The organism is Acidocella sp., from assembly GCF_036489515.1.
Classification (GTDB): domain Bacteria; phylum Pseudomonadota; class Alphaproteobacteria; order Acetobacterales; family Acetobacteraceae; genus Acidocella.
In genome coordinates, this window is sequence record NZ_DASXFO010000040.1 from 15,143 (window position 1) to 40,347 (window position 25,205).

Sequence of the window (25,205 nt, forward strand, 5' to 3'; positions counted from 1 at the left end):
GCGGCAGCCTTCCCTCGGCCGACCATCTTTCTTCAAGCCGCCCACCTGACCGTACAAGATTTTTCTGGAAAAGGCCTGATCTTGTCTTTCGCGGCATTTGCCGTGATTGTGCCCCCATCATCCATCCGAAGCCTCACCCAAAGAAGGAAAAGCCGTGACAACTGAAGCCAAATGCCCGTTTTCAGGTGACTCCTCCAAATCAATCGCCGGCGGCGGCACTCAAAACTCCGGTTGGTGGCCTGAGCAGCTGCGCGTCGACCTGCTGAACCAGCACTCGGCCAAATCCGATCCGTTGAACCAGACGTTCAACTACCGTGAAGAATTCAAGAAGCTTGACTACCAGGCGCTGAAGAATGACCTGCGCAAGCTGATGACCGACTCGCAGGATTGGTGGCCGGCCGATTTCGGCCATTATGGCCCGCAATTCATCCGCATGTCGTGGCACGCCGCCGGCACTTACCGCCTGAGCGACGGCCGTGGCGGTGGCGGTCGCGGTCAACAGCGCTTCGCCCCGCTCAACAGCTGGCCGGACAACGTCAACATCGACAAATCGCGCCGCCTGCTGTGGCCGATCAAGCAGAAATACGGCCAGCAGATTTCCTGGGCCGATCTGCTGATCCTCACCGGCAACGTGGCGCTGGAGACCATGGGCTTTCGCACCTTCGGTTTCGCGGGCGGCCGCGAGGATAGCTGGGAACCGGACCTCGACGTGAACTGGGGTTCCGAGACCACATGGCTGGCGCACCGGACCCTCGAGACCCTCGGAGAGCCGCTCAGCGCCACCGAAATGGGCCTGATCTACGTCAATCCGGAAGGCCCCGGCGCCAATGGCGACCCGGTTTCCGCGGCCAAATTCATCCGCGAGACGTTCGCCCGCATGGCGATGAACGACGAGGAAACCGTTGCGCTGATCGCGGGTGGCCACACCTTCGGCAAGACCCACGGCGCCTCTGCCGAGTCCCATAAGGGGCCGGAGCCTGAAGGCGCTGGTCTGGAGGCGCAGGGCTTGGGCTGGATCAGCAACTTTGGCACTGGCAGCGGCAAAGACGCCATCGGCAGCGGCCTGGAAGTGACCTGGACGCAGACGCCGGCGCAGTGGAGCAACTTCTTCTTCGAGAACCTGTTCAAGTACGAATGGGTGCAGACCCGCAGCCCGGCTGGCGCCATCCAGTGGGAGGCCAAGGACGCTGAGGCCGTCATCCCCGACGCGCACGATCCGTCCAAGAAGCACAAGCCGACCATGCTCACGACCGACCTGTCGCTGCGCGTCGACCCGGCCTACGAGAAGATTTCGCGCCGTTTCCTGGAGAACCCGCAGGCTTTCGCCGAGGCGTTCGCCCGCGCCTGGTTCAAGCTGACCCATCGCGATCTGGGCCCGCGCTCGCGCTACATTGGCCCGGAAGTGCCGAAGGAAGAACTGATCTGGCAGGACGTGGTGCCCGCCGTCGATCACAAACTGATCGACGAGGCAGACATTGCCGCCCTCAAGGTCAAGCTGCTGGCCACGGGCCTGACCGTGTCCGAGCTGGTCGGCACTGCCTGGGCTTCGGCCTCCACGTTCCGTGGCGGCGACAAGCGCGGCGGCGCCAACGGTGCGCGCATCCGCCTCGCACCGCAGAAGGACTGGGAGGTCAACCGGCCCGCACAGCTGGCCAAGGTGCTCAAGGCATTGGAGGGCGTCCAGGCCGAGTTCAACCAGGCGGCGAGCAATGGCAGACAAGTCTCGCTGGCCGACCTGATCGTGCTGGCCGGCAACGCCGGTGTCGAGCAGGTGGCCAAGGCCGCCGGCCACAACGTGACGGTGCCGTTCGCACCCGGCCGCACGGACGCCTCACAGGAGCAGACGGATGTCGCCTCCTTCGCCGGACTCGAACCGGTCGCGGACGGCTTCCGTAACTACCAGAAGGCCGGACTTACGGTGCCTGCCGAGGTGGTTCTGATCGACAAGGCGCAGCTGCTGACCTTGACCGCGCCCGAGATGACGGTGCTGATCGGTGGCCTGCGCGCCATCAACATCAACGCCGACGGCTCCACCCACGGCGTGTTCACTGACCAGCCGGGCGTGTTGACGAATGACTTCTTCGTCAACCTGCTGGATATGAGCACGCAGTGGACGGCGGTCTCTGAGGCCAAGGACGTGTACGAGGGTCGCGACCGCAAGACCGGCGCGGTCAAGTGGACCGGCACCCGTGTCGACCTGGTGTTCGGCTCGCACTCGGTGCTGCGCGCTCTGGCCGAGGTTTACGCCAGCGCGGACGCGAAGGAGAAGTTCGTCAAGGACTTCGTCGCCGCCTGGACCAAGGTGATGAACCTCGATCGTTTCGACCTGAACGGTTGATATGAAAACGGCCCTGCGCAAGCAGGGCCGCGTAAGGGAAAGAGAAGACTACTTTTTGTGAACAAAAAGTAGCAAAAAAACTTTGCTAATTTGGGCCTTGGGCGTTGTCGTGGACAACGCCCAAGGCCCAGCATTATAAAAATTTTTGCGCCGCTTTTTTTAAAAAGCGGCCGCTTACTTTCAGAAAATCCGCATATGCCCGATTCCGCTCAACAGGCCGAACGCGGCGCCGAGGCCAATGAGCCAAAGTGGATTGGCCTTGGTTCGGAAAATAATGATGGCGCTAATGACGGTCAGGATGAGTCTCGGCCACGAGACATCTGTTGTCCGTGCCAGAACGAAACTTCCGGAAAGGACGAGTCCGACAGTGATCGGGGCAAAACCCTGACGAATGGATTTAACCCAGGGAACATCCCCATGCCGGTCAAGATAGGCGCCGCCGTGATAGGCGAGTATGGAAGACAGCACGACCGTTGCGATCAAGGCGGTGAGAGCCCCCAGCAGGCCGGCGGCCTTTTGACCGATGAGGACGAGGGCCATGCCGTTTGGCCCCGGGGCTGCTTGAGATAAGGCAAAGAACGCGACGAATTGCGCGCCGGTCAGCCAGTGCCGAACATCCACGGTATAGTGTTGAATTGCGGAAAGAACCGCCGCATTGCCGCCCAGGGCAAGGAGGGACCAGAGTATGCAGTGTAGGGCGAGATCGCCGATGGTGGCGGTCATGAGGGACGCCCAGCGTCATGGTGCGCACGGCGCCAGGCGATCATGAGTGAGGCCGGGGCAAGTAGGACCAAAACTAACCAGAGAGGCCATGCCAATAACGCCATCATACAAAAAGCAAGAAAGATGAAGATGAATGTATGCGCCGTCGCCGGTAGACTTCTTCCGAGGCGCAGCGCCGTACCGATCACCAGACCCGCAGCGATCGGCATAATGGCACCGAACATTTGTTCGACGACCGGGATCCGCCCCCAACGCGCATAGAGGCTCCCCAGCAAGATCGTGATCATCGTTGGAAAAATATAGAGGCCAGAGATCGCTGAGATGGCTCCCCGTGCGCCTCTTTGGCGCCGCGCGTATATAACGACGAGGTTTGCGATATTCGGCCCCGGCATGAGTTGTCCGAGTGCAAGAAGCTCCGCGAATTCCCACTCGCTCAGCCAACCGCGCCGGTCGACGAGTCTGCGCCGCGCCCAGGGCAGGACGCCACCAAAACCGCAGAGACCAACGAGCGCAAGATTCCAGAACAACTGCCAGCTGGTTGGCCTCGGCTTGAGGCTTTGATCTGGATTGTCAGAAAGGCCAGTAACGCCCTCATTGTGTACGTACAATGACGCCATGTCCTTTCCTCATCGCGTCGCGACGATGAAGAACCGCGGGAAGGGCAGCAGCACGGTGCCGTCCGGTAGCGCGGGGTAGGCTTGGGCCACCGCCGCGCGGTAACGATCGAGGTAAGCCGCCTGTTCGTCCGCTGCCAGTGGTGCGAGGAACGGCCGAAGGCCGCTGCCCTTGAACCACTCCACGATGGCGTCAGCTCCGCCGGTGAGCGGGTGATGATAGGTGGTCCGCCATATGTCGACGCGGCTGCAATGCTGCTGCAGGAGCCCGAAATACCAGGCCGGGCCTTCAATCGTGGTGCGTGCGCCGGCCGCGTCGGCGAGTTTTCCGGCCCAGGGGCCGTCCGCCGCGACATCACGCATCAGCCGATGAGCGGGTTCATCCAAGTTGTCGGGCATTTGCACGGCGAGGCTGGCGCCGGGCGCCAGTTTGCCGATGAGGCGTGGCAGCAACGTCGCATGCTCGGGCAGCCATTGGAGGACGGCGTTCGCCAGGATGGCATCGAACGGCCCCGCCTCGTTCCAGGCCTCGATCGCCGCGACCTCGAACCGCAGCGCCGGCAGCCGCTTGCGAGCGGCTTCGATCATGTCGGGGGAGCTGTCCAGCCCGGTAACGGTGGCACCGGGGAACCGCGCGGCAAGGACCTCAGTCGAATTGCCGGGACCGCAACCGAGATCCACCACGGAGCGCGCAGCGATGTCCGGAACGGCACTCAGCAGGTCCCGCACCGGGCGGGTGCGCTCGCTCTCGAAGGTGACATACTGCTTGGACGACCAGCCCATTTTACCATGCACCCCACTGTCTTCGGTCATCATGAAACTCCCCTCCGTTGACACTGCCATGGATATGGGGACGGCCCTGGTATGATGTCCAATGCATTATGAGTACAATTCTGATACTCTGTGGGTATGATCGAACTTCGCCGGCTCCGCGCCTTCGTTGCAGTCGCTGAGGAGGGCCACGTTACCCGTGCCGCCGAACGGCTCGGCATGCAACAACCGCCGCTGACGCGGCTGCTTCAGGGCTTGGAAGCCGAACTGGGCGTTCGGCTGCTGCACCGGACACCGCGCGGCGTGCGTGCGACGGAGGCCGGCCTGGTGTTGTTAGATGAAGCGCGCGCGGTGCTGGCGCGATCGGAAGGCGTGGCGGAAGCCGTGCGCCGGGCTGCCCGTGGCGAGCAGGGGCGGCTGGCGATCGGCTTCACCAGCTCGGCCGCTCTTCACCCCTACGTATCGTCGGCAATCCGCAAGTTTCGCGAGGTCTTTCCTGGCGTTGCCGTCGTGATGGAAGAGGCCGGCACCAGCGAGCTGGTGGACGCGCTGCGACATAAGCGGCTCGACGCGGCTTTCGTGCGGTCTCCCGTGGGAAACGTCCCCGACCTTCTGGTGGATGCCGTGCTGGACGAGCCGATGGTGGCGGCCCTGCCCGTCGGGCACGCCCTCACGGCGGACAGCGCAACGCCACTGGCACTTTCCGACTTGGCCAGGGAGGCCTTTGTCCTCTATCGCCGTCCGGCCGGGCCGGGCCTTTATGACGCCATCCTGGCCGCCTGCCGTGCCGCCGGCTTTAGCCCGGCGCTGGCGCAGGAAGCGCCGCGGCTGACCGCGACCCTAAGCCTGGTCGCGGCGGGCCTTGGCGTCTCCGTGGTGCCGGCCTCCATGCAGCGCCTGGGCGGGGAGGGCATCATCTACCGCACGCTGGCCGGCTGCCCTGGATTGTCCGCGCCGCTGAGCTTTGCGATGCGCCGCTCAGACCAGCTGCCCCGACACTGATGCGCCTTCGGGAAATCATGCGGCAGTTAACACCGTGAGTGGTCGTTTTTTTGGCGTTTCGTTGCTTCGTGCCTTAATGCATCATTTTGGGAATCATATCGTTCTGAATAATGGCCGCGGCCGCCAGTTGTGCGTTGGAAGCGATCGCCATTGGTGTTCCATCCGCCGCATGAATGGAGAAAGCAGGGCCGTCGTTTGTTATCACAGGCTTCACGAACGCAATTTCATCCACCCCCAAACTTTCCAGCTGCGCGGTTGAAATGAAATAGTGAGCCAGGCTCGTCCCAAGAACAGCACAGTCTGTGCCGTCATGTCTCTTGATGGCCATGAAAAAAATTCCTTGTCTAAACGGAAAAACATGCCGCGCAAGCCGATTAGAGGCGACTGGTTTCTTTAAGTCGGGAAAACGACAGTTCTCGCCGATGGAGTTGCGTGGATTTATCTTCGATCATATCTGCACCCTTATTTCCTATGCCACACACTTGCTGGTCGTTGTTTAAGTAACAGCCAAGGCTCAGTTGGTTCTGAGGAAATCGTTTTTTGAAAAATAAGGTCTTTGGGTGGGGTACAGCAATGCTGAGGGCCGGTTACTTTCGGCCAAACTTCAGCTGATTCGGGCCAACATTGCTGATTTCGGATCGTAACCTAAAAAGACGGGCCGAGCCTGACGGCTCAGTGCAGCGCAGGCAGCCGGATCGTCCAGGATGCCTGCGGGGCCCGTTAGCGTTGCATCATTTTTGAAATTTGTTTTGAGGAGATTTCACCTCGCGGGAATCGGCCCTGCTGGGGTCTCCCGTAAAATTCTACGGGATCATCCGCGATGCGGTGCGGCGGCTGAGCGCCTGAGACACTCGCCACGACAGCTGTCGCAATTCCCAAAATGTCCCGGGACATGACGGCAGCTATCGTTGAACTTGGCGGGCGAGTCGTTCGGTCAAGTCACAGACATTTGGAAAAGTCTGCGATCAGATTCGGCCTGAATATGAAGGCCGAAGGATCGGGAGAGGGTTGGTTACCCGCCGAAGGAGTCGGGGAACGCGTGGTTGCTATAAACGGGCGTCGGGTTGTCGATGGTGGCGGAGCTCGGCGTGACGGCATTGGCCTGCGCGGCCTGATAGGCCTGGGCCTGGCCACCCTGCGCATTGCTGTGCGCGTAAGCCGCCACCGGGGACAGAGCGACGGCCAAAGCCAAGGCCGGCAGGAATTTCGAAGTGATAGACATTTGAGGAACCCTTTCTGGATTACGGCCCAGACAAGTCCTAGGTCGTGATTGAGTTTAAAAAACCGACGAAAATTTAGCCGCCGACGGAGTCAGGAAACTGCTGGTTGGCCGGACCGCTCTGCACGAGGGTCTGGTTGCTGCCCTGAGCCTGCTGGGCGGTATGCGCTTGCGCAGCCAGCGGGGACAGAACGACCGCCAGAGCGATGGCGGGCAGGATCTTGGTGAATTTGAACATCGGAAACTATCCTTGAAGCAGCCGGGGCATGATCGTTCCGGCATGACCAGCGATATATACGTACGTACGTACATCGTCAACGACAAAGAGCCATTCTCTAGCCGCGCAGGTTCAGTGCCTGATATGTGGAAACGGAATGAGCCCTGGCGTTGAATTTGCTCTCTCTTGACGTTCAATACGTACGAACATATTTATCGATCATGGCAAAAGCATCGAACCGCAGCAAGATTCTCACCGAAGGCCTGCGCATCGTGCATGAGCGGGGCTTTGGCGGCGCCAGCGTCCGGGACATCGCCCAGGCCGCGCAGGTGCCGCTGGGCTCGTTCACCAACCATTTCGCGTCGAAGGAGGCGTTTGGCCTCGAAATTCTCGACCTGTATTACCGCAATAGCCGGGCCCACATCGCTGAGACACTGAGCAACGAGGCCCTGCGGCCGCTCGAGCGCATTGCCGCCTATATCGATCATAACATCGCCGTTCAGAATGGCGCCGACATGCGCCGCGGTTGCCTGTTCGGCAATTTCGGTGCGGAGGTCGTCGATCAGTCCGAAGCCATGCGGCTGCGCCTGGTCGAGATGTTCGAGAATATACGGCAATCCTTCGCCGACTGCCTGAAAGCGGCGGTGGCTGCAGGTGAGTTGCCGGAAGATTATGATTGTGAGGAGGCCGCCGGCTTCCTGTTCGCGGCGCTGCAAGGTTCCATTGTCATCGCCAAAACCCAGCGCAGCGCCATCCCCTTGGTCCGCTACAAGCGCATGATTTTCGAAAAAGTCCTGAAATAGACGGGGGCTGACGGAGATAAGGGACGGGGATTTTCATCGCCTCGACCTGCCACCAGCCTGCCACCGTGCTCAATCTCGTCAAGGACGCTACCGCGCCGCTGCGCGGTGGCCTCTGAGCGAGGCGATCTCTGACAAGATTTCCGCGCGGCGGCTTGCCGATGGCAGATCGGGACGAAGGAGCAGGCGCTTTGCAGGTCGAACCAAGGAACATTCGACGATGACAATCGGAGCGATCTCTAAGCGCTAAAGATTGGCGGTTTTCCCCTGGCCTTGTGCGCTCTGGATGAACCGTTCATCCCCCTGGTCATGAGCAACGTCGATGTCCCTGAGCCTCTTGGCGCCGCTGCTGGCATGAAAGAGCGCATCTCTGCTTCATTCTCCGCCCGCGCTGCGGATTATGATCATGTGGCCAGCGTGCAGCCGTGGGTTGCGCACCGGCTTGCCACGCGCATCGCCGCAGCACTGTCCACCCCGCCCAAACGCATATTGGAAATCGGCTGCGGCACCGGGCTGCTCAGCACGCATCTGGCTTCGCTCTACCCACTGGCCGAACTGGTCGTCACGGATATCTCCCCCGTCATGTTGGAACGCGCTCGCCTCCGTCTTGGCTCTCGCGCCAGCTACCGGCACATGGACGGTGAAGCCCCAGACACGACGCTTGGCGGATTCGACCTCATCGCCTCATCGCTTGCCATGCAATGGTTTGCCGATCTGCGCGGCGGTATCGCCCGGCTGGCTGATCTGCTGAGCCCCGGCGGCAGGTTTGTCTTCGCCACGCTCGGCGCGGAGAGCTTTGCCGAATGGCGCGCCGCCCACGAAACCCTCGGCTTCAGGCCCGGGCTACACCCTTACCCGTCGGTGGATAGCTTCCCCTGGCCAGAGCATTGTGCCGGCACGATCGAAGTCGAGACCATCCGGGATCACCACGTGACTGGCCATGCCTTTGCCCGATCTTTAAAAGACCTCGGCGCTGGACAGCCCGCGCCAGGCCACAAACCTCTCACCCCGGCTCAGTTCCGTCAGGTGCTGAAGCCGTTTCAGGCTGGCTGTACCGCCAGCTATCAAGTGGTCTACGGCATGCTGCATGGCCCTTGAGGCGGCACGGGGCCTGGCCGGGCTGGCCACGATGGTTATGGCGCAACAGCGCAAATTTCGGTCGGGTGAAAGCCTTTTGGCTAATCGTGTTCATGCTCATCGCCCAATCGACCAACGTCCCGCACGCCATCAATCTCGCTCAGCCGGGCAATGAGATGTGAAATTGGCCGCTTCCCTTTGACGAGCATTCTAAGGGAGACAAAACCTTTCGGTACGTTTCTTTGTTCACGATGTTCATCATCAGCGAGGTCCGAAACCTCTTCGAGGTCCGCCATAAAAAAATCCTCCTGATCAAGCTGTACGCGGTCGATCCCAAATCGGAGTTCGGTACATCCGATAAGAATTTTCCGCAGCAAACCTCTTCCGGCCGCATAAGAAATGTGTATTTCCGTGGCGAGTTTTTTTGATCTCGGTAGAGATTCTGCCAATTTTGGAAACACCAACATAATCACGAAATGACCAAGGGTCGTTGCCAAAGCCAGGATGGGCAAGCCGGCGCCACAAGCCATTCCCAGAGCAGCGGTGAACCAGATCGATGCAGCGGTGGTCAGCCCTCGCACGACGTCGCGTCGCATAAAGATGACGCCTCCGCCGATAAATCCGATGCCCGACACAACCTGAGCCGCTACTCGAGAGGGGTCGAGAACCACTCGGCCATAGGACAAGATGTTCATGAACCCGTATTTCGAGATCAGCATGAACAAGGCAGCTGACACACCGACCAAAGTATGTGTTCTTAACCCGGCGCTCTTTTGGCGGATTTCTCTCTCTGCGCCCACCAATGCCGATAAGATAAAAGCCAGCGTCAGTTCGCTCAGTTGCAGCCATCCCTGCCCGGCCAAATTGACCAAGTCCTGTTTCCCCCTTTCTCCACGAATCTCTTTGCGCAAGCTTGGGAAGTCTAGACGACCAAACAAGGGGATGTATACTCAAAATTATGGACATCACCCGTAAACAGGCTGGGATCATAGCTTATCTGCATCGAGGGAGGCGTGGCCTAACGCAACCGCAAGGAATCTCAACTGCTTTTGGGAGAGAAATTTCCATTTGCAAATTATGGCTCTAGGGTAAGCGGCATGAGCTCTTCGATGGCGCAAAACCCCACGCAGTCCGCCAAACTACTTGAATATTTCGACAATCCCCATCTTCACTCCCGTTATCTCTCCTTTGGAGAAATGGGGGCCTCGGGGTGCTATGACGGCCTGCAGCTGCGCAGCGTGTTCCAGCCCGTGCTTCTGGCCTCCACCATGAAGCCGTTCGCCTTCGAGGCTTTGCTGCGGGCCAGCAATGAACAGGGACTCGCCATTCCTCCGCACCGGGCGTTCAGCCTGCCGAAAAAATCGAAGGAGATCGTTTTTTTCGACCGGCTTTGCCGGACCATCCACGCGGTCAATTTCGCCCTCCAGGCCGAGCCGGGCAATGTGCTGTTTCTGAACGTAGACGGGCAGCATTTGCTGCATGTAGACGGCGGCGCCCACGGTGACGCCTTCGAGACTCTGCTCGGTTATTGCGGATTGAGCCCGAGGCAGGTGGTGCTGGAAATCCTTGAGTCGCGCATCAACGACCTGGGACGCTTGATGGAGGCCATCGCATCTTACCAAAGCCGCGGCTTTCGCATCGCCATTGACGATTTTGGCTGTCAACATTCCAATTTCGATCGGCTGTGGCAGCTGACACCGGATTTCGTGAAACTGGATCGCAGCTTCATGGTCCAGTCAATGGTCAGTTCCAGAGCGAGGCTGGTCCTGCCGATTGGAAATCATCCGTGACCTTGGCGCGCAGTCCGTATGCGAAGGCATCGAAACGGCAGAGCAACATACATTGGCCGTGGAATCCGGAGCAGATTTGCTGCAGGGGTTCCTTTATGCTCATCCCAGCAGACTACTTTTTGTGAACAAAAAGTAGCAAAAAAACTTTGTTATGCTGGGCTATGGGCGGTGTCTCCGACAACGCCCATAGCCCAGCATAACAAAAATTTTTGCGCCGCTTTTTTTAAAAAGCGGCTGCTTTCTTACTTCAGCCGTTAGACGCCGCAATCGGGTAGATGAGACGGCGTCCGCCGGACACCTCGATGATATTGCAGTCAATACCGTAGATCTCGGCAAGCCTTTCGCGATTCAGCAACGTCGCGACCGGCCCGAAGGCGGCGACTGTGCCGCGGTCGAGCATCAGTGCGGCATCCACGAAACGGTCGGCCAGGTTGAGATCGTGCAGGATCATCACGGTGACGACGCCATGACGGGCGGTGTAGGCACGCACCATCTCGAGCAGGTGCAATTGGTTGGCGATGTCCAGCGCCGAGGTCGGCTCATCGAGCAGGAGAAGACGCGGCTTGCGGATCAGCGCGAGCGCGAGCCCGACCATTTGCCGTTGGCCGCCGGATAATTCCGTGGGCATGGCCCGCGCCAGAGCGGTGAGGCCCAGCTCGTCCAGCAACGCCTCCGCGGCGTTGATTGTGTCGGTGCGTGCGCGCCAGCCGACGACATGGGTATTCTGCGCGAGCACCAGCAGTTCAAGCACGCTGAGGCGCGCCGAGAGCGCGGCAAGATCCTGGGCCATGTAGCCGATCAGCTGGCCGCGCGCGGCGGGGGCCAGGGCGCCGAGATCGACATCGCCAAGCCGGATGCGGCCCTGTGCCGGCAGGATGCCGGCCAGTGCACGGATCAATGTTGTCTTGCCAGCGCCATTGCGGCCGAGTACCGCAACGGAAGTTCCCGGTGCCGCGGTGAAGGCGACATCGGAGACAACCCTCTTGCGGCCCAGCGACACGCCAAACTGCTCGACCTTAAGCATGTGATCCCCGCGCCCTCAGAATCTGGACAAGAAAGAACGGCACGCCGAGCAGGGCGGTCAGCATCCCGATCGGCAGCACGGCCCCGGGGATGATGATCTCGCTGGCGATCGCCGCTGTCGTCATGATCAGAACGCCGCAGGCCGCGGCGGCCGGCAAAGCGAAGCGCTGGTCCTCGCCCACGAGCATGCGCGCGATATGCGGGCCGACCAGGCCGACGAACCCCACGATCCCGACCGTTGCCGTTACTGAGCCGGCCAGCAGAGCGGCCGCGAACAGCATGAGGAAGCGCACCCGCTGCACCTTGATGCCGAGCACCGCGGCCTCGTCTCCGAATCCGCGTACCGCCGTCAGCATCCAGGCGCGCGCCAACAAGACCGGCGCGATCAAAGCGAGCAGTACCGCATCGATTTCGACCTTGGTCCAGCTCGTCCGCTGCACCGAACCCAGGAGCCAGAATACGAGGCTCTGCAGCTGGTCGGCATTGGCGAGATATTGGGTCAACGCGAGCAGGGACGAAAAGGTGAAATGGATCGCGATTCCGAGCAGAGCGATCGTATCCGGTGTCATGCGCTGCCGGTGCGCCAGCACGCCGATACCCAGGATAACAAGGAGTGAGAAGGCGAAAGCGCTGACGAAGATCGTCAGGTCCGGCGGCAGCCAGTTGAAAACGGCCACGGTTCCGGAGCCAAAGACGATCGCAAGGGCAGCGCCGAAGCCGGCAGCCGAGGAAAGGCCCAGCGTGAAGGGCTCGGCTAACGGATTGCGCAGCGCGGACTGCATCAAGCCCCCCGCAATCGCGAGCCCCGCGCCGGCAAGTGCTGCCGTGCAGACGATCGGCAGGCGCAGCTGCCAGAGGATCACGCGTGTGGATGGATCCACATCCCCCGGCCGGAGCAGCCCGTGCAACACGTCCGGCAGGGACAGCGTGCCGGCGCCGATCATGAGTTCCGCCAGCATGCCGATGACGCAGGCGACACCCAGCGCCACCAGGATGAAGCCGCGCCGCGTCGTGCCGCGCCGGTAGGAAGCGGCCAGCGAGGTGGCTGCCATGTCAGCCGCCAATAGCGGGCGCCTGGAGACCGAACTGCACTGGCGCCGCGGGGATGTCGGTGAACTGGGCGATCAGCGTCTCATAGGTCGCCGCCGGATCGAGCGCGCGGAACGCTTCGGGGTAGATGAACTTCGCCAGGTATTCGAGCCCGATGATGTTGAACACGCTCGAATAAAACGGATGATAGATGCCGTACACGCGGTCGTCCTGCACCGCGTTGAGCGCGGAGAAACCGGGCCGCAACTCGAGCGACCGCAGCCGCTGTTCGATCTGCGCCTGGTTTCCGCCATAGCCGAAGCCCGGCATCGGGCCGCCCGGGCCGCGGCCGGTCATCACGAAGACATCCGGCTGCTTGGCAAGCAGCGTTTCCGTGGACACCTGACCGGCCGGCGTGCGCAGCAAGGTCGAGCCCAGATTGCGCGCCCCGACGGCCTGCACGAGCAGGCCCCAACCGAAATTACCGTGGGTGAAGCAGCACCCGGCCGACCCGCCCTGGCCGGCAAGCGCCTCGATGAACACCAGCGGATGGGGTTTGGGCAGCGCATCGATCGTGGCGGTCAGATGCGCCAGATGGGCGTTGTAAAAATCCGTGTATGCCTTCGCCTCGGGTTCGCGGTTCAGGACTTGCCCGAGCAGGGTCACGCTTGCCGCGGCACCCGGCACCGGATTGACGGAATCGTCCACGAACACCACCGGAATGTGGAGGCTGGCCAGGGTGCGCATGGCGCCGTCCTGCTCGAGCACCGGGCGGGCCCGCAGTTCGGCGATCAGGAGCTGTGGGTTACTGGCGACGATCTCTTCGACATTGACCGCGCCGTCGTCACCGAATCCCATATCGGGAATCCGCGCCGCATTCGGCCAACGGTCGGCCAACACAGCCCAGGTCGCGGGGCTGAACCGGCGGATCAGGTTGTTCCAGACGACGACCCGCTGAAACGGATCTTTCCGATCCAGCAGCGCGAGGTCGAGCGCAACCCGCCCGTCCTGCAAAGCGATGCGCTGCGGAGGGCTGGTGATCGTCACCTGCCGTCCGGCCATGTCCGTCACCGTCACCGGGTAGGCGGGCGTCGCCGCGTCAGCAGCCCCCGCAGAACCCGCGAGCGCGCCCACGACCAACATAAAAAACCCAAGCCGCTTCAGGTCGCCCCACATCGCAGACCTCCAATTCTTCATCCGCATCCCGACCCGAACGTCGCGAGGGGCGAATAAGGTGGCCTCGCTACTGCAAATGAAAATCTTTCGCAATTGGAGGTGAAGCTCGCGCCCCGGCGCATCCGCAATACCAGGGATGTCATAAGCGCGGGCTGAGCAAGCGGAAGAAGAGACAGCATCCCTGTCTAAATGGCGGGCTGGTGCCTTCCCATAGGCGGTTTCACGTTGGCTGCGCGGGGGCTACCTTCTGGCCGATCGAATCAATACAAACCGGCTTTTGTGCGCTCGGGTAATTCCCGGTCGTACGTGACCGCGTCAAACGCGCCGCCAGTTAGACGTTTATGCATTGCCCCCGGGCTGGGCAGGAGGCTGCGTTCAACATGTTTTTCCGGGTTCCAAAGGTCGGAACGCATAACTGCCTTCGAGCAATGAAAATAGGCCGCGTCGATCTTAACAACGATGACCGTGCGCGGCAGTTTGCCATCGACTTTGAATGTCGCGAGGAGTTCAGGGTCGACCGTGATCTCAGCGTGTCCGTTGACACGCAGCGTCTCACCCACGCCTGGCACCAGAAACAATAGCGATACCCGAGAATCAACCACAATGTTACGTAAATTATCGATCCTGTTATTGCCCGGCCTGTCGGGGACGGCGAGGGTCCGTGCATCCAGAATTCTAACGAAACCGGGAAAATCCCCCTTCGGAGAGCAATCGGTGCCGCCGTCACCTACTGTCGCCAGAATAATGAGAGGCGAGGCCTTCACAAAGGCCTGATAGTCTTCGTTCAGAAAGTCGATTTCCTTCCACAGAGCCCGCTCGTGTGGCGTTCCATAGATCTTTTCCAGTTGTTCCACATTTGTGACCGTATGTGGCATTCAGGACGCTCCTCGGTGTACGGTGTAAGAGATTGTATCTTAATGTTAACAATGGTGTCGCAAAAGGGAAGGGTAGGAAGGCTTCTTTTTGTGAACAAAAAGAAGCAAAAAACTTTACTAACCTGGGGCATGGGCGATGTCGGCGCCAACGCCCATGGACCAGCATAACAAAAGTTTTTGCGCCGCTTTGGCTCGAAAAGCGGCCGCTTTCCTCGGCCTCACGCCGGGGCCTGGTCGAGTTCAGGATAATGCCGGAAAATGCCTGTCAAGTTGAAGGCGAGCCGGCGTTCGGATTTCAGATAGGCGGCAATCCGCGGCCGGCGGCGCACCGCGTCGTGGCATTTCGCAAGCGCCGGATAATCGTTCGCGTAACCTCGCATGGCGCGCGGAAATGCGTAGCGCATCCCTTCCACCAGCTGGAACAATGACAGGTCCACGTAAGTGAGCGAGGGCCCGAAAACATGCGCCGGCCCATGCGGGTTCTGCTGCAGCGCGCGTTCGAAATAGCCGAAATATTTAGGGACGCGGTTGGCCAGGAACGCGGCGGTGCGGGCTTTGGCTGGCTCTTTCTGGTCCTCGTAATACAGCTCGCCCGAGATCGGGTGATGCGTGTCATGCACCTCGGTGACGAAATCGGTGATGGTGAGTTGCATTCCGTGCAGGATATGCTGTCCGGCTTGGTCCTGAGGCACGAGGCCGAGTTTGGGGCCGAGATACATCAGAATGTTGGCGACATGCGAGACGATGAGGTTGCCATCTTTAAGAAAGGGCGGGGCGAAGGGGGGAGGCGGCGCGGTTTTGCGCTGCATGATTTTCAGCATCGCCGCGTCGCCGTCCGGACGGCGGGCGACGTCGACATAGTCCATGCCGGCCTCCTCGAAGGCGAGGCGGACGAACTCGCCACGCCCTTGCAAGCCGCTCCAGTAATAGAGTTCATACGCCATGCCGCGCTGCCTCCAAGAAAGTGGCCATAGGCATTGTCGGCGCCCACGCCCATGCCCCAAACCAATAAAGTTTTTTTGCTACTTTTTGTTCACAAAAAGTAGTCTTCCCTTCGCTTTAGCTGTGCGTCTGCTTGAATCTGGCCTTCGCTTCGGCCGGATCGGCCAGGGCGCAGGCGCAAGCAAGGCGCAGGATCAGAAGGCTGAACAGCGCGATGACCACCGGGCCGGATACGGGTCCGAGTGTGTGCGTGCCGTGCAGCGGCCCCAGAAAAGTGATCAGCCAGAGGCCGAAAAAATAGGGGCCGAGCCAGAGCGCGCCACGCCAGTGCAAATGCTCCAGCGTGCCGTGCCGGGCGAATTGCCAGCCGACATAGAGCAGGAATGCGATCAGCAGCCCGCCGAACAGATGGTTGGTGACCGAGGCGCCGGCCCAGAACACCACCAGATTGGCGACGATGAAGGCGAGTGCGGCGACGAGATCGCCATGGCGCAGCCGGAACGGGCGCGGGAAATCCTGCTCCGGCAGGGTACGGCGAAAGGCATAAAACACCACCGGGCCGACGCCGTAGGCGAGCACGCCGATCGAGGAGAGATAGGTGACGAGGCTGCGCCAGGACGGCAGCGGGGCGAGGAACAGCAGCCCGACCAGGAAAGCGAGGATGAGGCTTGGCACCGGCACGCCGGCGGCGGACAGGCCGGCGAGGCGGCGCGGGGCCAGGCCCTCATCGGCGGTGGCATAGACCACGCGGGCGGCGGTGGTGATGTAGATGATCCCGGTGCCGCCCGGGGAGATCGCAGCATCGGCATAGAGCGTGGCGGCGAGCCAGGTGAGGCCGAGCCCGCCGGCCAGCCCCGCGAACGGGCCGGAAATGCCCGGAAAGCTGAGATGCGCCCACCCGTTGGCGAGGTTGCTGGGGGTCAAAGCGCCGATAAAGGCGATTTGCAGGCCGAGATAGAGCAGGACGCAGAGCAGCACCGAGCCGAGAATGGCGAAAGGCAGGTTGCGGCTGGGATTAGCGGATTCGCCGGCGAGCTCGATCGCCTGGCGAAAGCCGAGATAGGTGAAGATGATGCCCGAGCCCGACACCGCCGCGAAGGTGCCGCCAAGGCCGGCCGGCGCGAACCCGTATTGAAAGAAATTCTGCGCCCGGAAATGCACGGCGATCAAAGCGATGACGGTGAGCGCCGGCACGGCGAGCTTCCACCAGGTGATGGCGTTGTTCACGTGGAGCACCAGCCGGATGGCGAGCAGGTTGATGACGTTGAACGCCGCCATCAGCACCGCCGACGCGATGACCCCTTTCAAGGTGAGCGTGCCGGCGCTGGGGTTGACGAGGCCGGGGGCGAAATTGTTGGCGTAGGAGACGATGGCCACGGCCTCGACCGGCGCCACCGCGATATAGGCCAGAAAATTGATCCAGCTCATCACCTGCGCGGTGAGGGGGCCGAAGCAGAGCTTGGGGAACACGATAACTGCGCCCGGGCGCGGGAACATGGTCGACAGCTCGGCGAAGACGAAAGCCAGCAGGAGGACGGCGATGCCGCCGATGACCCAGGAGATGAGCGAGGCCGGGCCGGCGATCTTCGCCGCGTTCAATGCGCCGAAAAGCCAGCCGGAACCGATCATGCCGCCAAGGCTGGCGAATAACAGGCCTGTGCGTCCGGCTTCACGCCTCAAACCCCTTGCCGACATGACTTTCTCCACGGTGTCGCGCGGATGTGAGGGCAGGATGCAGAAAAGGCAAGGGAAGCCTGCGGGACCGGTCATTTGACGGGCGCGGATTTGGGCTTACATCTTGGCCGGCAAACACAGGCGGTATTTTCCATGCGCAAGACTGAAATCGTCAGGCATCCAGAAGGGTTTTCCGAAGCTTCCCAAGAATTGCCGGTCTGGGATCTGGGCGATCTTTACGCCGGCGCCGCCGATCCGCGCATCGCGGCGGACCTGGCCCAGGCCGGGGACGAGGCAAAAAAATTCGAGCAGGACTATCGCGGTCATTTAGCCGGGGTGAGCGGCGCGGACCTGGCGCTGGCGGTCCAAAAATATGAGCGGATCGAGGAGAGCCTCGGCCGGGTGATGTCCTATGCGCAGCTGCTGTTCAGCGCTGACTCCACCGATCCCGCGCACGGGAAATTCTACCAGACGATGTCCGAGCGGGTCACGACGATCAGCACGCATCTGCTGTTCTTCACGCTGGAGCTGAACCTGATCGGCGAGGCGGAGCTGGCGGAGAAACTGCGGGACCCGGCGCTGGCCCGCTATGCGCCCTGGTTCCGCGACCTGCGCGTGTTCCTGCCGCACCAACTTTCCGACGAGCTGGAAAAGCTGCTGCATGAGAAAGAGGTCACCGGCCACGCGGCCTGGAGCCGGCTGTTCGACGAGACCACCGCCGCCCTGCGCGTGACGGTGAAGGGTGAGGAGTTGACGCTCTCGGCGGCGCTGAACAAATTGTCCGATGCCGACCGCAGCACCCGCCAAGCCGCCGGTCAGGCGGTCGGTGAGGCGATGGCGCGCCACGAAAAACTGTTCTCGCTGATCACCAACACGCTCGCCAAGGATAAGGAGATCGTCGACACTTGGCGGAAATATCCGGCGCCGGCCTCGGCGCGCAACCTCTCCAACATGGTCGAGGACGAAGTCGTGGCGGCGCTGACCCGTGCGGTCGTGGCCTCCTACGGCAAGCTGGCGCACCGTTATTACGGCATGAAGGCGAAGTGGCTGGGGCTGGAGACGCTCGAATACTGGGACCGCAACGCGCCGCTGCCGGACGACGACGACACGGCGATTTCTTGGGAGCAGGCGCAGTCGCGGGTCTTAAGTGCCTATGGGGCGTTCGACCCGCGTCTCGCCGCGACGATCCAGCCGTTCTTCGAGAAAAACTGGATCGACGCGGCGCTGCGGCCGGGCAAATCCGGCGGCGCGTTCGCTCACCCCACCGTGCCTTCCGCGCACCCCTATGTGCTGATGAACTATCACGGCCGCACGCGCGACGTGATGACTTTGGCGCATGAGCTGGGCCACGGCGCGCATCAGGTGCTGGCGGCCGAGCAAGGCTATCTCATGTCCGGCACGCCTCTGACTTTGGCCGAGACCGCCAGCGTGTTCGGCGAGATGCTGACCTTCCGCGCGCTCCTGGACGCGGAAACCGATCCGCGCCGGCGCAAAATCATGCTGGCGCAAAAAGTCGAGGACATGCTGAACACGGTGGTGCGGCAGATCGCCTTCTACCAGTTCGAGCTGAAAGTGCATGAAGAGCGCCGCCAGGGTGAGCTGCTGCCGGGGCGGATCGGCGAGCTCTGGCTGGAGGTGCAGACCGAGAGCCTGGGGCCGGCTTTCAATTTCGCGGAGGAATACCGGCTGTTCTGGGCCTATGTGCCGCATTTCATCCACTCGCCGTTTTATGTGTACGCCTATGCCTTCGGCGACTGTCTGGTGAACGCGCTCTACGCCGTGTTCCAGGAGACCGAGGACAAGGCGGCCTTTGCGGAGAAATATCTGACGATGCTGAAGGCCGGCGGCACGCTGCGGCATAAGGAGTTGCTGGCGCCGTTCGGGCTGGACGCCTCGGATCCGCAATTCTGGCAAAAAGGGCTGGATGTGATTTCCGGCTTCATCGACGAGCTCGCCGCCTGATGGCCGATCGCGAGAGCAGCAGCCTGTTCGGCGAGATGCGCCGGATGGCCCGCACCTCGGGCGCGGTCGGCGGCATCGCCGCGCGCATCACCGGTGAGCGTGTGTTCGGCATCAAGACTGACAAGGCCCGGCATGCGGAGGACCTCAAGGCGGTTCTCGGCAGCATGAAGGGGCCGATGATGAAGGTGGCGCAGTTCCTCTCCACCGTGCCGGACGCGCTGCCGGAGGAATACGCGGCGCAACTGGCCGAACTGCAATCCAACGCGCCGCCGATGGGCTGGGCCTTCGTGCGCCGCCGCATGCAGAGCGAGCTGGGGGCGAATTGGGAGACGAAATTCAGCTCTTTCACCCGCGAGGCGGTGGCCGCGGCGAGCCTCGGCCAGGTGCACCGCGCCACCTTGCCGGACGGGCGCGAAGTGGCGTGCAAGCTGCAATATCCGGACATGCCGAGCGTCATCGAGGCGGATCTGCGTCAAGTGAAGCTGGCCATGGCCGTGTACAAGCGCATGGACAACGCCATCATCCAGGATGACATCTATGTCGAGCTCTCCGCGCGGTTGCGCGAGGAACTGGATTACCACCGCGAGGCGGCGCAGATGCGGCTCTACCGCATCATGCTCGACCATGTGCCGGACGTGAATGTGCCGGAGCCGGTGGCGGAGTATACGACCGGGCGGCTGCTGACGATGACCTGGCTGAAGGGCGTAGGCTTCAAGAACTGGCTGGAGGGCAATCCCAGCCAGGAGCAGCGCAACGCCTTGGCGGCGGCGTTGTTCCGGGGCTGGTACATTCCGTTCTATCGTTATGGCGTGATCCATGGCGATCCGCATCTGGGCAATTACCAGGTGAGCGAGAGCGGCGGGCTGAACCTGCTGGATTACGGCTCGATCCGCGTGTTCCAGCCGCATTTCGTCGGCGGCGTGCTCGAGCTTTATGCCGCCGTGCGCGACAGTGACCTGGAGCGCGCCCGCCACGCCTATGACATCTGGGGCTTCAAAGGCATCACCGCCGAACAGATCGAGGTGCTGAACGACTGGGCGCGGTTCCTGTATGAGCCGCTGATCCAGGACCGGGTGCGGCCGATCCAGGAGGATGGCGACACCCAGTTCGGCCGGGCGGTGGCGCAAAAGGTCCATAGCGGGCTGCAGCGCACCGGCGGGGTGCGCCCGCCGCGCGAATTCGTGCTGATGGACCGCTCGGCGATCGGGCTCGGCAGCGTGTTCCTGCGCCTGAAGGCGGAGCTGAACTGGAGCCGGCTGTTCCACGAGACCGTGGCGGAATTCGACGCCGAAGCGCTCCGCGCCCGTCAGGCGGCGGCGCTGCTGGAGGCTGGGGTGCCGGATGCGCAGTAAGGAAGTAGCCGCTTTTTAAAAAAAGCGGCGCAAAAACTTTTGGCTATGCTGGGCTATGGGCGTTGTCCCCGACAACGCCCATAGCCCAGACTCATAAAGTTTTTTTGCTACTTTTTGTTCACAAAAAGTAGCCTTTCCCTTTGCTTGGCTTCGGGGCTGGCGGTAAGAGCCGGACATGGCCATTTTCAAACGTGGGTTCGGCGAGGGGTTCTTTGCCCGCGCCTATCGGAAATTTTTGCACTCATTCTACGCGAATGATTTGTGGATCGATTTGCGCCTGCATGCCAAGCGCGAGGCGGTGGACTACATCATCGCGCATATGGGCGAGGCGATGGTGTTGCAGGACCGGCTGGACCTGCTCAAATTCGCTCTCTCCCGCGCCCCGGAGCGCGGGCTGGTGCTGGAATTCGGCGTCGAGAAGGGCGCCTCGCTGCGGCATCTCGCCAGCCTGACCAAGCGCGACGTGCATGGGTTCGACAGTTTCGAGGGGCTCCCCGGCGATTGGGGCGGCACCAAGGAAGGGGCGGGGGCGTTCTCGCTCAAGGGCAAGCTGCCGAAGGTGCCGGCGAACGCGAAGCTGCATGTCGGCTGGTTCGACCAGACCTTGCCGCGCTTTCTTGCCGCCGAGACAGATAATTGCGCGCTGATCCATGTCGATTGTGATATTTATGTCTCAACCACCGTGATTTTTGAACAATTGCGTGCGCGTATTGCCCCGGGCACGGTCATCGTGTTTGATGAATATTTCAATTATCCTGGATGGCGGGCGCATGAGTACAAGGCGTTTCAGGAGTTCATCACCAGTTCCGGCCTATCCTACCGTTATCTCGGCTTCTCCGCGGAGAAGGGACATGTCGCGGTAATGATTATCTAATTCCCGCATCTTGGGGTGCTGGCGGGTTACGCAAGAGGGGGGAGTGCTGCGCGTGAAGCGGGGCGCCATGTCCGTGAAAGGGCTTCCCTTCTTATGCTTGAATAATTAGGCGGGGTCCCTCATGGTGACCCTAATTTGTTACGATCTAAGGGATGTTTAGATGCGTCTAGCGGTTTTGAGAGAACGCCGGGCGGGCGAAGCTCGCGTGGCGGCGACGCCGGATACAGTGAAAAAGTTGATCGGATTGGGTCTGGCCGTTGCGGTTGAGGCTGGCGCCGGTCTGACTGCCTCGATTTCCGATGAGGAATTCAAGGCGGCGGGGGCGGAGATCGCCGCCGATCCGAAGGCCGCGCTGAACGGTGCGGCCATTCTGTTCGCTGTGCAGGCGCCGGAACCAGAAATCCGCGCGCAGATGGCGCGTGGCACGCTGCTGGTGTGCACGATGAACACGTTCGGCGACCCCGAACTGGTGCCGGCTCTGGCCGCCGCCGGGATCGACGGCGTGGCGATGGAAATGCTGCCGCGCATCACCCGCGCGCAGAGCATGGACGTGCTGTCCAGCCAGGCGAACCTGGCCGGCTATCGCGCGGTGATCGAATCCGCGAACTCGTTCGCGCGCGGCTTTCCGATGATGATGACCGCCGCCGGCACCGTACCGCCGGCCCGCGTCTTCGTGATCGGCGCCGGCGTGGCCGGGCTGCAGGCGATCGCCACGGCGCGCCGTCTTGGCGGCATCGTCTCCGGCACCGACGTGCGTCCGGCGGCGAAGGAAGAGATCAGGTCGCTCGGCGCCACCTATGTGGGCGTCGATGACGAGGAGAGCGCCAAACAGACCGGCGCTTATGCCACCCAGATGTCCGACGAGTTCCGCAAGAAACAGGCGGAACTGATGGCGACGACCGTGGCCAAGAATGACATCGTCATCTGCACCGCGCTGGTGCAGGGCCGCAAGGCGCCGGTGATCGTGACGTCCGAGATGGTCGCCTCGATGAAGCCGGGCAGCATCGTCATCGACCTGGCCGCCGATGCCGGCGGCAACTGCGCCGACACGGTGCCGGGCGAGGTGATCACCACGGCCAACGGCGTGACCATCATCGGCCACCGCAACTGGCCGGCGCGCATCGCGGTCGCGTCCAGCGCGCTGTATGCCCGCAACCTGCTGACCTTCCTGACCACCTTCTGGGACAAGGAAGCGAAGGCGCCGAAGCTCACCGAGAGCGACGACATCATCAAAGGTGTGCTTCTGACCAAGGGCGGCCAGGTGGTTCACCCCGCCTTCCAGCCCAAGTCTGCTTGAAGGAGTTCCAGACATGACCCCAGCCGATTTGGCGGCACAGGCCGCCAACCTCGCGCATCAGGCCTCGATCCTGGCGCAGAACGCCGCCGGCGTAGCGGCGGTGGTGGCGCAGAACGTGCATCCGGCCGCGCCCTTCGTCTATCTGTTCAGCATTTTCGTGCTGGCGATCTTCGTCGGCTATTATGTGGTGTGGAGCGTCACCCCGGCGCTGCACTCGCCGCTGATGGCCGTGACCAACGCGATCTCCTCGGTGATCATCGTCGGCGCCATGCTGGCGACCGGGCTGCATGGCAGCACGGTGGCGCATGTGTTCGGCTTCATCGCCGTGGTGCTGGTCAGCGTCAACATTTTCGGCGGCTTTGTGGTGACCAACCGCATGCTGTCGATGTTCCGTAAGAAGTAAGGCAAGCCGTACATGGATCAGTCTTTTACGTCGTTAGCCTACCTGGTCGCGGCGGTCCTGTTCATCCTCGCGCTGCGGGGCCTTTCCCATCCGACCACGTCGCGCCGCGGCAACCAGATGGGCATCATCGGTATGCTCATCGCCATTTTGGCGACCTTCGCGCATGGTGACATGACCATCGGCGGCAGCCTGCTGATCATCCTCGGCGTCGCCATCGGCGGCGCCATCGGCACGGTCGTGGCCCTGCGCATCAAGATGACCGCGCTGCCGCAGCTGGTCGCGGCCTTCCACTCGCTGGTCGGTCTCGCCGCGCTGTGCGTCGCCGCCTCGGCGCTGAACGCGCCGCAGAGCTTTGGCATCGGTGCGCCGCATCACATCCATGTTGAGAGCCTGATCGAGATGTCGATCGGCCTCGCGATCGGCGCGATCACCTTCACCGGCTCGCTCATCGCCTTCGCCAAACTGCAGGCGCTGATGTCGGGCACGCCGATCATGTTCCGCGGTCAGCACAAGCTGAACATGGGCCTCGGCATCCTGATCGTGGTGCTGATCGTCCTGTTCGTGATTTCCGGCGGCAGCTTCATTCTGTTCGGCCTGATCGCGCTGACCGCTCTGGCGCTCGGCCTGCTGCTGATCATCCCGATCGGCGGCGCGGACATGCCGGTGGTCGTCTCGATGCTGAACTCCTATTCGGGTTGGGCGGCCTCGGGCATCGGCTTCACCATCGGCAACCTGGCGCTGATCGTGACCGGCGCGCTGGTCGGCTCCTCCGGTGCGATCCTGTCCTACATCATGTGCAAGGGCATGAACCGCAGCATCATCAACGTGATCGCGGGCGGCTTCGGCACCACCGGCGTGGCAGCGGCCGCTGGTGGCCCGGCTGGCGACAAGGCGGTGAAGATCGGCTCCGCCGACGATGCGGCCTTCATCATGAAGAACGCCTCCAAGGTGATCGTGGTGCCGGGTTACGGCATGGCGGTGTCCCAGGCGCAGCACGCGCTGCGCGAAATGGCCGACATCCTGAAAAAGGACAATGTCGACGTCAAATACGCCATCCATCCGGTGGCGGGGCGTATGCCCGGGCACATGAACGTGCTGCTGGCGGAAGCCAATGTGCCGTATGACGAAGTGTTCGAGCTCGAGCAGATCAACAACGAGTTCGCCACCGCGGACGTGGTGTACGTGATCGGCGCGAATGACGTGACCAACCCGGCTGCCAAGACGAACCCGGCCTCGCCGATCTTCGGCATGCCGATCCTCGAAGTCGACAAGGCCAAGACAGTGCTGTTCGTGAAGCGCTCCATGTCCTCGGGCTATGCCGGCGTGGATAACGAGCTGTTCTTCCGCGACAACACGATGATGCTGTTCGGCGATGCGAAGAAGATGACCGAAGAGATCGTGCAGGCGCTGAACCACTAAGGTCAGTCAACCTGCCAAATAAAAACCGGCGGCCGTGAGGCCGCCGGTTTTTTTATCTAAGAAAGGAAGGCTTCTTTTTGTGAACAAAAAGAAGCAAAAAAACTTTGCTAATCTGGGCTACGGGCGTTGTCGGTGACGACGCCCATAGCCCAGATTAGCAGAAGTTTTTGCGCATCCTCTTAGTGCAGGATCAGATTGTTCGCGGTATCGCGCGCGGCCTGGCTGGCGACGGGCTTTTTGCCCTTGAGCAGGCGGGCGAAGAAAGCGACGATCGCACGGGCGATTTCGCGTTCGCCTTCAGCGGCCAGGAGGCGGGCTTCGCCGGCGCGGGAGAAAGTGCTGTTTTCAAACTTCATGTCAAAATTCCTTCATCTGACGGGGTGAACCCGAGTGAAGGACGTTCCCTGTCCTAAGTCTCGACGTGTGAAATAAGCCCGCTGGGATGCTGGTGCAATTGGATTTTGCGACCTGCATGACTGGGTTGCTTGATCGGAACGTTACGGTTGCATGTTAGTTTTTGTGTCTGCACTATTGTGCGTAAAAGTGGCCGCTTTTCGAGCCAAAGCGGCGCAAAAACTTTTATTATGCTGGGGCATGGGCTGTGTCGGCGACAAAGCCCATGGCCCAG

25 protein-coding genes are annotated in these 25,205 nt (G+C 61.7%); 11 read left to right on the top strand and 14 right to left on the bottom strand.

Translation table 11 applies throughout. From position 1 onward, the window contains the following. The first annotated feature begins 154 nt into the window (after window positions 1-154). Entirely contained in the window at window positions 155-2,338 is a 2,184-nt protein-coding gene (katG, locus tag VGG47_RS05800) for a catalase/peroxidase HPI (RefSeq protein ID WP_331536364.1), read from the top strand. 180 nt (window positions 2,339-2,518) lie between these two features. Here the strand turns inward: katG and VGG47_RS05805 are convergent, their stop codons facing one another. The 3 genes from VGG47_RS05805 to tam are packed head-to-tail and all read right to left on the bottom strand — an operon-like array spanning window position 2,519 to window position 4,491. Then, window positions 2,519-3,061: a chromate transporter gene (locus VGG47_RS05805; RefSeq protein WP_331536366.1), complete on the bottom strand. Its 543-nt coding sequence runs from the start codon at window positions 3,059-3,061 to the stop codon at window positions 2,519-2,521. Next, the gene (locus VGG47_RS05810) at window positions 3,058-3,678 is read right to left on the bottom strand and encodes a chromate transporter (RefSeq protein ID WP_331536368.1); all 621 of its coding nucleotides are present in this window, start codon (window positions 3,676-3,678) and stop codon (window positions 3,058-3,060) included. Before VGG47_RS05810 ends, VGG47_RS05805 begins: the two co-directional genes overlap by 4 nt. A 9-nt stretch (window positions 3,679-3,687) precedes the next feature. Continuing rightward, window positions 3,688-4,491, bottom strand: a complete 804-nt coding sequence (tam, locus tag VGG47_RS05815) for a trans-aconitate 2-methyltransferase (protein ID WP_331536370.1) — start codon at window positions 4,489-4,491, stop codon at window positions 3,688-3,690. A 93-nt stretch (window positions 4,492-4,584) separates the two neighbouring features. Here tam and VGG47_RS05820 point away from each other — a divergent pair, with 93 nt between their 5' ends. After that, entirely contained in the window at window positions 4,585-5,448 is an 864-nt protein-coding gene (locus tag VGG47_RS05820) for a LysR family transcriptional regulator (RefSeq protein WP_331536372.1), read from the top strand. Between the two features lie 73 nt (window positions 5,449-5,521). On the opposite strand, the gene VGG47_RS05825 is transcribed toward VGG47_RS05820, so the two are convergent. The 3 genes from VGG47_RS05825 to VGG47_RS05835 form a co-directional block, all read right to left on the bottom strand. Beyond that, a complete protein-coding gene (locus VGG47_RS05825; protein WP_331536374.1) occupies window positions 5,522-5,776 on the bottom strand; it encodes a DUF1150 family protein in 255 nt (84 codons plus the stop codon). Window positions 5,777-6,460: 684 nt separating this feature from the next. Continuing rightward, window positions 6,461-6,670: a hypothetical protein gene (locus VGG47_RS05830; protein ID WP_331536376.1), complete on the bottom strand. Its 210-nt coding sequence runs from the start codon at window positions 6,668-6,670 to the stop codon at window positions 6,461-6,463. A 73-nt stretch (window positions 6,671-6,743) separates the two neighbouring features. Continuing rightward, entirely contained in the window at window positions 6,744-6,905 is a 162-nt protein-coding gene (locus VGG47_RS05835; RefSeq protein ID WP_331536378.1) for a hypothetical protein, read from the bottom strand. Between the two features lie 200 nt (window positions 6,906-7,105). Between VGG47_RS05835 and VGG47_RS05840 the strand changes: the two genes are divergently transcribed. Together VGG47_RS05840 and VGG47_RS05845 are read left to right on the top strand one after the other, a co-directional pair. Then, window positions 7,106-7,687, top strand: coding sequence for a TetR/AcrR family transcriptional regulator (locus VGG47_RS05840; protein ID WP_331536380.1), 582 nt, complete (start codon window positions 7,106-7,108; stop codon window positions 7,685-7,687). Window positions 7,688-7,993: 306 nt separating this feature from the next. Then, window positions 7,994-8,782: a methyltransferase gene (locus tag VGG47_RS05845; RefSeq protein WP_331536382.1), complete on the top strand. Its 789-nt coding sequence runs from the start codon at window positions 7,994-7,996 to the stop codon at window positions 8,780-8,782. Window positions 8,783-8,862: 80 nt separating this feature from the next. Here VGG47_RS05845 and VGG47_RS05850 read toward each other — a convergent pair whose 3' ends face one another. Further along, window positions 8,863-9,633: an MgtC/SapB family protein gene (locus VGG47_RS05850; RefSeq protein WP_331536384.1), complete on the bottom strand. Its 771-nt coding sequence runs from the start codon at window positions 9,631-9,633 to the stop codon at window positions 8,863-8,865. Window positions 9,634-9,870: 237 nt separating this feature from the next. Between VGG47_RS05850 and VGG47_RS05855 the strand changes: the two genes are divergently transcribed. Next, entirely contained in the window at window positions 9,871-10,551 is a 681-nt protein-coding gene (locus VGG47_RS05855; protein WP_331536385.1) for an EAL domain-containing protein, read from the top strand. A 247-nt stretch (window positions 10,552-10,798) separates the two neighbouring features. Here VGG47_RS05855 and VGG47_RS05860 read toward each other — a convergent pair whose 3' ends face one another. The 6 genes from VGG47_RS05860 to VGG47_RS05885 form a co-directional block, all read right to left on the bottom strand. Then, window positions 10,799-11,575 carry an ABC transporter ATP-binding protein gene (locus tag VGG47_RS05860; RefSeq protein WP_331536387.1) on the bottom strand — a complete coding sequence of 259 codons (777 nt, stop codon included), beginning with the start codon at window positions 11,573-11,575 and terminating at the stop codon, window positions 10,799-10,801. Beyond that, on the bottom strand, window positions 11,568-12,626 hold the full coding sequence (locus VGG47_RS05865; RefSeq protein ID WP_331536389.1) for a FecCD family ABC transporter permease: 1,059 nt from the start codon (window positions 12,624-12,626) through the stop codon (window positions 11,568-11,570). The genes VGG47_RS05860 and VGG47_RS05865 overlap by 8 nt, the downstream gene beginning before the upstream one ends. Before the next feature lies 1 nt (window position 12,627). Continuing rightward, complete coding sequence (locus VGG47_RS05870; RefSeq protein ID WP_331536391.1) at window positions 12,628-13,746, bottom strand: ABC transporter substrate-binding protein; 1,119 nt, start codon at window positions 13,744-13,746, stop codon at window positions 12,628-12,630. Between the two features lie 293 nt (window positions 13,747-14,039). Further along, entirely contained in the window at window positions 14,040-14,654 is a 615-nt protein-coding gene (locus tag VGG47_RS05875; RefSeq protein WP_331536393.1) for a pyridoxamine 5'-phosphate oxidase family protein, read from the bottom strand. 218 nt (window positions 14,655-14,872) lie between these two features. Next, window positions 14,873-15,598: a glutathione S-transferase gene (locus VGG47_RS05880; RefSeq protein ID WP_331536395.1), complete on the bottom strand. Its 726-nt coding sequence runs from the start codon at window positions 15,596-15,598 to the stop codon at window positions 14,873-14,875. Between the two features lie 115 nt (window positions 15,599-15,713). Further along, on the bottom strand, window positions 15,714-17,291 hold the full coding sequence (locus VGG47_RS05885; protein WP_331536397.1) for an APC family permease: 1,578 nt from the start codon (window positions 17,289-17,291) through the stop codon (window positions 15,714-15,716). A gap of 132 nt (window positions 17,292-17,423) precedes the next feature. On the opposite strand from VGG47_RS05885, the gene VGG47_RS05890 reads away from it, so the two are divergent. The 6 genes from VGG47_RS05890 to VGG47_RS05915 all read left to right on the top strand — a co-directional run bounded on the left by VGG47_RS05890 (window position 17,424) and on the right by VGG47_RS05915 (window position 24,577). After that, entirely contained in the window at window positions 17,424-19,232 is a 1,809-nt protein-coding gene (locus VGG47_RS05890) for a M3 family oligoendopeptidase (RefSeq protein WP_331536399.1), read from the top strand. After that, window positions 19,232-20,584: an ABC1 kinase family protein gene (locus VGG47_RS05895; RefSeq protein ID WP_331536402.1), complete on the top strand. Its 1,353-nt coding sequence runs from the start codon at window positions 19,232-19,234 to the stop codon at window positions 20,582-20,584. The genes VGG47_RS05890 and VGG47_RS05895 overlap by 1 nt, the downstream gene beginning before the upstream one ends. A 175-nt stretch (window positions 20,585-20,759) precedes the next feature. Beyond that, on the top strand, window positions 20,760-21,458 hold the full coding sequence (locus VGG47_RS05900; protein WP_331536404.1) for a class I SAM-dependent methyltransferase: 699 nt from the start codon (window positions 20,760-20,762) through the stop codon (window positions 21,456-21,458). Between the two features lie 160 nt (window positions 21,459-21,618). After that, entirely contained in the window at window positions 21,619-22,755 is a 1,137-nt protein-coding gene (locus VGG47_RS05905) for a Re/Si-specific NAD(P)(+) transhydrogenase subunit alpha (protein ID WP_331536405.1), read from the top strand. 13 nt (window positions 22,756-22,768) lie between these two features. Beyond that, the gene (locus VGG47_RS05910) at window positions 22,769-23,158 is read left to right on the top strand and encodes a proton-translocating transhydrogenase family protein (RefSeq protein WP_331536407.1); all 390 of its coding nucleotides are present in this window, start codon (window positions 22,769-22,771) and stop codon (window positions 23,156-23,158) included. Window positions 23,159-23,170: 12 nt separating this feature from the next. Beyond that, window positions 23,171-24,577 carry an NAD(P)(+) transhydrogenase (Re/Si-specific) subunit beta gene (locus tag VGG47_RS05915; protein WP_331536409.1) on the top strand — a complete coding sequence of 469 codons (1,407 nt, stop codon included), beginning with the start codon at window positions 23,171-23,173 and terminating at the stop codon, window positions 24,575-24,577. Window positions 24,578-24,756: 179 nt separating this feature from the next. Here the strand turns inward: VGG47_RS05915 and VGG47_RS05920 are convergent, their stop codons facing one another. After that, window positions 24,757-24,933 carry a hypothetical protein gene (locus VGG47_RS05920; protein ID WP_331536411.1) on the bottom strand — a complete coding sequence of 59 codons (177 nt, stop codon included), beginning with the start codon at window positions 24,931-24,933 and terminating at the stop codon, window positions 24,757-24,759. Window positions 24,934-25,205: the final 272 nt, after the last annotated feature.